This is a genomic window from Leptolyngbya sp. FACHB-711, assembly GCF_014695615.1.
Taxonomy (GTDB): Bacteria; Cyanobacteriota; Cyanobacteriia; order Elainellales; family Elainellaceae; genus Leptolyngbya_A.
The window spans coordinates 1-7,443 of record NZ_JACJOR010000100.1; the positions used below are offsets into that span (position 1 = coordinate 1).

Annotated in this window: 11 protein-coding genes; 6 read left to right on the top strand and 5 right to left on the bottom strand. The window is 50.7% G+C overall.

What is annotated here, in order from left to right:
* Window positions 1-59 precede the first annotated feature (59 nt).
* The 3 genes from H6F80_RS03030 to H6F80_RS03040 all read right to left on the bottom strand — a co-directional run bounded on the left by H6F80_RS03030 (window position 60) and on the right by H6F80_RS03040 (window position 2,163).
* Window positions 60-326 (bottom strand): hypothetical protein, encoded by a 267-nt coding sequence (locus H6F80_RS03030; protein ID WP_190790135.1) that lies wholly within the window; start codon window positions 324-326, stop codon window positions 60-62.
* 83 nt (window positions 327-409) lie between these two features.
* Entirely contained in the window at window positions 410-1,405 is a 996-nt protein-coding gene (gene ilvC / locus H6F80_RS03035; RefSeq protein WP_190790136.1) for a ketol-acid reductoisomerase, read from the bottom strand.
* A 215-nt stretch (window positions 1,406-1,620) separates the two neighbouring features.
* Complete coding sequence (locus tag H6F80_RS03040) at window positions 1,621-2,163, bottom strand: hypothetical protein (protein WP_190790137.1); 543 nt, start codon at window positions 2,161-2,163, stop codon at window positions 1,621-1,623.
* A gap of 286 nt (window positions 2,164-2,449) precedes the next feature.
* Here H6F80_RS03040 and H6F80_RS30220 point away from each other — a divergent pair, with 286 nt between their 5' ends.
* Entirely contained in the window at window positions 2,450-2,575 is a 126-nt protein-coding gene (locus tag H6F80_RS30220; RefSeq protein WP_277879020.1) for a hypothetical protein, read from the top strand.
* Window positions 2,576-2,605: 30 nt separating this feature from the next.
* Window positions 2,606-3,385: an intradiol ring-cleavage dioxygenase gene (locus tag H6F80_RS03045; RefSeq protein ID WP_190790138.1), complete on the top strand. Its 780-nt coding sequence runs from the start codon at window positions 2,606-2,608 to the stop codon at window positions 3,383-3,385.
* A 51-nt stretch (window positions 3,386-3,436) separates the two neighbouring features.
* Here the strand turns inward: H6F80_RS03045 and H6F80_RS30575 are convergent, their stop codons facing one another.
* Both H6F80_RS30575 and H6F80_RS03055 read right to left on the bottom strand, forming a co-directional pair.
* The gene (locus H6F80_RS30575) at window positions 3,437-3,586 is read right to left on the bottom strand and encodes an HxlR-like winged helix-turn-helix transcriptional regulator (protein ID WP_190790144.1); all 150 of its coding nucleotides are present in this window, start codon (window positions 3,584-3,586) and stop codon (window positions 3,437-3,439) included.
* 12 nt (window positions 3,587-3,598) lie between these two features.
* Entirely contained in the window at window positions 3,599-4,276 is a 678-nt protein-coding gene (locus H6F80_RS03055; RefSeq protein WP_190790139.1) for a methyltransferase domain-containing protein, read from the bottom strand.
* 120 nt (window positions 4,277-4,396) lie between these two features.
* Between H6F80_RS03055 and queF the strand changes: the two genes are divergently transcribed.
* The 4 genes from queF to H6F80_RS03075 form a co-directional block, all read left to right on the top strand.
* Window positions 4,397-4,819 carry a preQ(1) synthase gene (gene queF, locus H6F80_RS03060; protein ID WP_190790140.1) on the top strand — a complete coding sequence of 141 codons (423 nt, stop codon included), beginning with the start codon at window positions 4,397-4,399 and terminating at the stop codon, window positions 4,817-4,819.
* Between the two features lie 43 nt (window positions 4,820-4,862).
* The gene (locus H6F80_RS03065; RefSeq protein ID WP_190790141.1) at window positions 4,863-5,651 is read left to right on the top strand and encodes a ferritin-like domain-containing protein; all 789 of its coding nucleotides are present in this window, start codon (window positions 4,863-4,865) and stop codon (window positions 5,649-5,651) included.
* A 216-nt stretch (window positions 5,652-5,867) separates the two neighbouring features.
* Entirely contained in the window at window positions 5,868-7,223 is a 1,356-nt protein-coding gene (locus tag H6F80_RS03070; RefSeq protein ID WP_190790142.1) for a PQQ-dependent sugar dehydrogenase, read from the top strand.
* A gap of 25 nt (window positions 7,224-7,248) precedes the next feature.
* Window positions 7,249-7,443: VOC family protein (locus H6F80_RS03075; protein WP_190790143.1), on the top strand; the 195-nt coding region annotated here is incomplete at its 3' end.

Genomic DNA, 7,443 nt, shown 5'->3' on the forward strand with positions numbered 1-7,443 from the left:
GTGAAGATAACAGAATAGAATATATCCAACTCAATACAACCTTTAAATAACCTTACAAGTTAGGCTGCCAGGAATAAAAGTGATATTTTGGATACAGAATGAATTTCGGGAAAAACTTTGTGAGTAGTCTCAAAACGGCTACTCCATTTTTTTGCTATCTTTTCTATTTCTAATATCAAAATAGCATTGAGAGGAAGTTTGGAAAGTCCTAATTGTGCGCCGGACTGCCCCCCAAGCCAACCCATTTTCTGAGAAACCTTACGCTCTCCTTTTAATCTCAAAATTCTCGATTGATGGAAGCCGGAAAAGGAAATAGGTTCAGTCATTTCGGTCAAACCAGCAAGAAAAAAGCGGGTATAAAACCCGCCCTGTGATAATCGATAAACTTAAATGATTTGCTGAGCTGCAATTAAACTTTCTTTAGCCAGCTAAACATCGCTCGCAGATCCTTGCCGACTTCCTCGATCGGGTGTTCAGCTTCGCGACGGCGCATCGCGGTAAAACCTGCTTTACCCGACTGGTTTTCCAGCACAAATTCGCGGGCAAACTGTCCGGTCTGAATTTCGCTGAGAATCTTCCGCATTTCGGCACGAGTTTCGTCAGTGACGATGCGAGGTCCACGGGTGAGGTCGCCGTACTCAGCAGTATTCGAGATGCTGTCACGCATTTTTGCCAGCCCACCTTCCACAACCAGATCCACAATCAGCTTCACCTCGTGGAGGCACTCAAAATAAGCTAGTTCCGGCTGATAGCCTGCATTCACCAACGTCTCGAATCCTGCCTTGATCAGTGCAGACAAACCGCCACACAGCACCACCTGTTCGCCAAACAAATCGGTTTCGGTTTCTTCGCGGAACGTCGTTTCCAAAATTCCGGCGCGAGTGCCGCCCACCCCTTTCGCATACGCCATTGCCCGATCGCGTGCCTGCCCGGTTGCATCCTGATACACTGCAAACAGACAGGGAACGCCTTCGCCCTGCTCATAAGTCCGCCGTACTAGATGTCCTGGTCCCTTCGGCGCAACCATGACCACATCCACGTCCGCAGGCGGCACAATTTGTCCGAAGTTAATATTAAATCCGTGAGCAAACGCCAGAATTTTACCTGCTTTGAGATTGGGCGCAATCTCATTCTCGTAAATCGTGCGCTGCACTTCGTCCGGCAGCAAAATCATGATCAAATCGGCGGCGGCGGATGCATCTGCGACAGATTTGACCGTTAGCCCTGCTGCTTCTGCTTTCGCTGCCGACTTGCTCCCCGCATAGAGTCCGACGATCACATTCATGCCGCTATCCTTGAGATTGAGCGCATGAGCATGTCCCTGAGAGCCATAGCCAATAATGGCGATCGTCTTTCCGGCTAAGATATCTAAATTTGCGTCAGCATCATAGTACATTCGAGCCATAGGTCTTCCGTCCCCGCAGCAATTGATTGATCACAAGCTCATCATTCTACCAGAGTTTGTGACGGGGAATTGAGGGAAAAATTGGAGGGGAGCCAGAGAAGAACCTAGAGGAGTCTGCCCGATCAGACAGTCACTTGTCCTGCATCATTCGTCAACCGCCAATCTCTGATGACTAAGAACGAATAACCAAGAACGAATGACCAATGACCAAAAACTTAACGATTTTGCAGCAGGGGTTTAACCATAAAGAATCCGGCTCCAAACGCGCTAAAGACGATCGCAATCACCGTCAGCGTCAGCCAGAGTCCTCCCACTCCCTTCGGCTTGGTGCCTGAACTAAGCGACTGTGGCAAATCAGCAACCTGGGTCGAGGCAACCGGTGGTTCAGAGGTGGAATTTCCGCGAAGCTGAGCCGCGACAGATTCAAACTCAGCCGCAGAAGTCGGCGCAGCAGGAGCCGCGACCGGAGCTGGATCAGGCGCAGAAATTGATTCTGCAATTGGCGCACTCGACTCGCTGTAAGAGCGCAAATTTAAGGCAGACTGCACCAGGCGATCGATCTCCTGACGAAGCTGCTGGTTTTGCTGCTTAAGCTGCTGATTCTCAGTATGAACGGTTTCTAGTAATGCTCTGGTGGCATCCAGCTCGACGGCTAGCTCTCGGTAAATCGGAATCGGAACCGAAGGTGAATAGCTAGCGGACTGCGCTGGAGCAGCAGGATTTTGAGCTGTAGAACTTTGATTCGATCGGGGTTTCATCGATAGCAATCGCAACGTTTGATAAATTACAGCACATCTTGATGTTATTGCCCATGAATCTTAGTTCAAATTGCCATCTTTGGCACCGATCTGCTGAGATTTTTATTCAGAGCTTGATTCAGGGCTGCTTGCAACGGGTTTAAACGACGATCGCCCTTCAGCGGCAGAAAAATTCACCGATAGAAATTTGCACTTGAGCATTAAACGGGAACTCGTTTTTCCGATCGGCAAGGAAATTGATTGGATTTGTGAGTGACAGGCGTTTACATGGCTAATCTTTTCCACGATGGCTAACTTTGTTCCGCGATCGTCGCCTGCCTCCACGCCTCTGATTACTGAGTTGCATTTTGTCTATGATGCAGATAGCAGCGATCGAGGAATTTCTCCATCTATCACTGTTAACTCGCCTTGATCCTGTTTCGTTCCTGTCTGAATCGTTCCTATGAAAATCTCCCGTTCCTTTTCTTGCCTTAATCGCCGCAGAATGCTCAGCTTGATGAGTGGAACTGCTGCTGTAACACTGATCGGCTGTTTTCGCGACTCTTCGGATGCCACTGAGTCCCTGGTTTCGCCAGGTTCGACCCGCTCAGCATCCATCCCCGAACAAGCCACCACTCAAATTGCCCAATCTACCCCTGGCTGTATCGTCAGACCTCAGCAAACCGAAGGACCCTATTTTGTTGATGAACGGCTAAACCGATCGGATATTCGATCGAACCCTGCCGATAACGCCATCAAAGCCGGAGTGCCGCTTCGTCTGGTCTTTCAGGTCTCCCAATTAAGCGGAAATGCCTGTCAACCGTTAAGCAACGCAACAATCGATATTTGGCACTGTGACGCAGAAGGCGTCTATTCCGACGTGCAGGACACCCAGGGGCAAAAATTTCTGCGCGGCTATCAAATGACCGATCGCAACGGCACCGCTCAGTTTGTCACCATCTATCCCGGCTGGTATCCCGGTAGAACTCCCCATATTCATTTCAAAATTCGCACCAGCTCACCCACACAAGCAGCTGATGAATTTACCTCACAGCTTTACTTCGAGGATGCCGTTACAGATCAGGTTTACGCTCAGCCTCCATACACCACAAGAGAAGCACGATCGGTTCGCAACGATCGAGACGGAATTTTTCGCAGGGGTGGCGAACAGCTTATCCTCCCCGTAACGCGATCCGGTGAGGGCTACGAAGGGCGATTTGAGATCGGGCTGGAGCTAGCATAAGCTCTGTTGCATGTCGATTTTATTAGCTTTTGATTTTATTGGCTTTTGACTTTATCGACTTTTGATGCGACTGCGATTCGCGTCTACCTCGCACTGCAACTCGGCGATCGCATCCAAAATTGTCATGAAGCGTTGCCCCAAGTTTATGAGTTTATATTCAACTCGTGGTGGAACCTCTGGGTAAGAAAATTTTTCTAGGATGCTGAAACTATCCTATGAGACCGAAGGTTTCCGCAGCACAATTAAATATTCTTCATTCCGCCGTCTCTCGATCGAATTTTTGGGACGATCGATCGAAACAATTTCAAACGTCGGCATAAACCGCGATCGAATTTCCTCCAGGCTCGTCCCAAACGGTGGACCACCAGAGCGATCGTGTGCCCAAAAGAGTGCGATTAATGCCCCTGCCGGACGCAGCAAAGCTTTGACCACCTGAACGTACGCCTCTCGCTGGGTCGGATCGATCGCGCAAAAGCAGGTGTGTTCCAGCACATAATCAAAACTTCTGTCAAATTCGGGCGACAGCTTAAAAATGTCTCGCTGCAAAAACTGAGCCTGGTATCCTCTGGCTTGAGCCAGCTCATTTGCATCATTCACCGCTGACGGTGCAAAATCAAACCCGACCACCTCAAACCCGCGCTCGGCAAACAGCAAGGCATCCTGTCCCCGTCCTGCCCCCAAGACCGCAATTCGTCCCGGCAAAGGTGCATTCTCTGAATCCAACAAACTGGCAAATGGTGGCGCAGGATGACCCAAATCCCATCGCGCAGTCCCCTCCTGATAGCAATTCTCCCAAAACTCAGGCGATTCAGGCGAGGCAAAGCCGTTCCCTCCCTGGGAGAGTCGAATTGGCTCCGACGAAAATTGAGCACCAGACTGAGCATCAGACATCCGCAAAACCCATTTACAACAACACCTGCCCCTCTCTATTATCCACCACCCAGCGGCTCACCCATGCCGATAAAATAGTTAAGTTGTCCGTTTTAGCTCAATTTCTTTAGCTCAAATTCCATGACTTCCTCAATCCAATCCGAAGCCCAGAATCAAGCCCAGCCCGAACTGAAGTACGGCGAACGCCTGATCGCTGAAGGCGAACTGATTACCTTCCCCAACCCACGCCCCGGACGCCGCTACACGATCGACATTACGCTGCCTGAATTTACCTGCAAATGTCCTTTCTCCGGCTATCCTGACTTTGCCACCATTCGCGTCACATACGTTCCAGATCAAAAAGTCGTCGAGCTAAAGGCAATTAAGCTGTATATCAACAGTTACCGCGATCGTTACATCTCGCATGAGGAATCGGTGAATCAGATCTTGGATGATTTTGTGTCTGCCTGCGATCCACTCGAAGTTACGATCGAAGGAGACTTTACGCCACGCGGCAATGTACATACAGCTGTTAAAGTTACACACCAAAAAGCAATAACCTGAGTACAATAATCAGCAAACCACCCAGTAAATCTCCTCACCCCTTATGAATCTCTTGACTCAAGTGCTGCATCTGGTGGGTTCAGGTGCAGTCGCGTATATCACCGCCGCCAACATCCGTGACCCCAAATCGCGGCCTAACTTGCTAGCAGGGTTTCAGCTTGCTGAATCCGGTTCGGTTCCCTTTCTGGAGGCACTGAGCAAACGCGCCGCCGCCGAAGGCGATGAATGGTTATCCGAACGGCTGGCAAAACACGCTCAAGACGAAGGTCGCCACGGACAGATTTTTGCCCACGCCTTGAAGCAGCTCAACAAACAAGTCATTGACTTCAAAAGCTTGCCTCAGAAACCTGATGACGGAAAGCCCGATGAGCGTCGCCGCAGTCCCTTTTTTGAGGCGTACTACGAAGGATACGATGTCAAGACGATGTTCGCGCCCGATCGCATCGATTGGCTCCTGTTTATGGGCAGCACCTACATCCTGGAACTTGATGCCTGCAAAGATTTTGTTCGCATGGCAAACGCCCTGCCCGATGATCCAATCAGCCTCAACCTGAAAAAAGGCATGATCAGCATTGCCAAAGACGAAGAAGGACACGCCGCCTATCTCCGCGAAGCCATGCAGCGTCGGCTCGGCTATGCTAAAGCAGAAGCCCTGATCACCGAATGGCGCACCCGCAAAGTCAATGCGATGATTGCGATGGCAACCAACCTGCTGCAAAAAGGCGGACAACTGCCTTCAATGGCAAGAGACGGTGTACCCAGTGAATTGGCAGAAAACCCGACAGAATTCAATTCTGCTGGAGAATCAACCACTCAGCCCGTTGCCGCCTAAATTCGATTTGCTGTTGATTTGCTGAATATGGAATAAAACTCTGGGGTGGGCAACTTGTCCGCCCTTTTTGTTAGCTTGTCGCTTCTTTCACTACGAAGATCCGATTACCTTAATCGGTACAAGGCAACTGCAATACCAACAACACGCTTTCCGACAGAGGGCGATCGTTTCACACATTTGCTACCACGATCAGGTAGTCCTGTTTGATCTGGTTTAATGCGCTTTCTTTCGCTGGTTAGTTCCCTATTTCTCCTGACCCTGGCGGCTTGCAGCACTGATTCTGCGATCGAGCAAAATCAATCTGCTCAACCCAGTTCACCGCAGCCCGAAACCGTTGCTCAAACCCAGCCTCAGGCGCAATCTTCTAGCCCCAAAAACCTGATCCAAACCCGATCGCTCAATCCGCAGCAAATCAACATCCAGGTTGAAGATCTGCCCCAACCCTTTCAAACTGACAGTGCCTCGAATCCGCCGCAGGTGATTCCGATTCCGCAAAATCCGGTATTGAACGTGCCAGAAGGCTTTACGGTAAACGTTTATGCCGAAGGACTCGATCGCCCCCGCTGGCTGGCACTTACCCCCGAAGGGGATGTCCTGGTGACTGAAACGCGGCAAAATCGAATTCGCCGACTCAGCGATCGGAACGGAGACGGCGCGGCTGAAGTCAATCAAATCTTTGCCACGGCAGAGAATGGGCTAAATCAAGCTCTGGGTATGGCATTCGCCAACGGCTATTTCTTTCTGGGCAATACCGATGCCGTGCTGCGCTTTCCATACCAGCAAGGACAAACTGCGCTCAACGGTCAGGGACAAAAAATCGCCGATTTACCTGCGGATGGCTATAACAACCACTGGACGCGTAATGTTGTCGCTTCGCCCGATGGTAATAAGCTCTTTGTGTCGATCGGCTCTGGGACTAACGTAGACGAAGAGCCTTTACCTCGCGCCTCAGTACAGATCATGAATCTTGACGGCTCCGATCGCCAGACCTTTGCTTCAGGACTGCGAAACCCAGTTGGACTCGACTTTCATCCCACCACAGGCGAACTTTACACCACGGTCAACGAACGCGACGGACTGGGCGATGACCTTGTGCCCGACTACTTGACCCACCTGGAAGTAGGCGATTTTTACGGCTGGCCCTATTCCTATCTTGCCCCTAATAAGCTCGACCCGCGCCGACTGGTGAACGATCGCCCCGCCAAACCCGACCTGATCGGCAGCACCAAAACGCCCGATGTTCTGTTTCAGGCGCATTCTGCCGCGCTGGGACTGCAAATCTATGACGGTGACACCTTCCCCAATCGCTACCAAAACGGTGCATTTGTCGCATTTCGCGGCTCCTGGAACCGCAACCAGGGCACAGGCTACAAAATTGTCTTTGTCCCGTTTGATGCCAGAACAAACCGTCCGGCAGGATACTACGAAGATTTCGTCACCGGGTTTCTGACTCAGCCGACCGTTCCCGCTACCTGGGGTCGTCCGGTAGGAGTGCTGGTGGTAGCGGATGGCAGTCTGCTGTTTACCGATGAAGCAAACGGACGCATTTATCGGGTGCAGTATCAGGGATAATCAATGCAATACAGCAAACCCAATCATGCAAACTAAAGGCTTTCACCACGTTGCCATTATTTGCTCAAACTACGATCGTTCCAAACATTTCTATACGCAAATTCTCGGCTTTCCAATTATTCAGGAAACCTACCGCGCCGCCCGCAATTCCTACAAGCTTGATCTGAAAGTCGGCGAAAGCGATGCGATCGAACTCTTTTCCTTTCCCGATCCGCCCGAT

Excerpts from the sequence above, each read along its gene's own strand:
- H6F80_RS03030 (WP_190790135.1), bottom strand. The coding sequence starts at position 326 with ATGACTGAACCTATTTCCTTTTCCGGCTTCCATCAATCGAGAATTTTG.
- ilvC (WP_190790136.1), bottom strand. The coding sequence starts at position 1,405 with ATGGCTCGAATGTACTATGATGCTGACGCAAATTTAGATATCTTAGCC.
- H6F80_RS03040 (WP_190790137.1), bottom strand. The coding sequence starts at position 2,163 with ATGAAACCCCGATCGAATCAAAGTTCTACAGCTCAAAATCCTGCTGCT.
- H6F80_RS30220 (WP_277879020.1), top strand. The coding sequence starts at position 2,450 with ATGGCTAACTTTGTTCCGCGATCGTCGCCTGCCTCCACGCCTCTGATT.
- H6F80_RS03045 (WP_190790138.1), top strand. The coding sequence starts at position 2,606 with ATGAAAATCTCCCGTTCCTTTTCTTGCCTTAATCGCCGCAGAATGCTC.
- H6F80_RS03055 (WP_190790139.1), bottom strand. The coding sequence starts at position 4,276 with ATGTCTGATGCTCAGTCTGGTGCTCAATTTTCGTCGGAGCCAATTCGA.
- queF (WP_190790140.1), top strand. The coding sequence starts at position 4,397 with ATGACTTCCTCAATCCAATCCGAAGCCCAGAATCAAGCCCAGCCCGAA.
- H6F80_RS03065 (WP_190790141.1), top strand. The coding sequence starts at position 4,863 with ATGAATCTCTTGACTCAAGTGCTGCATCTGGTGGGTTCAGGTGCAGTC.
- H6F80_RS03070 (WP_190790142.1), top strand. The coding sequence starts at position 5,868 with ATGCGCTTTCTTTCGCTGGTTAGTTCCCTATTTCTCCTGACCCTGGCG.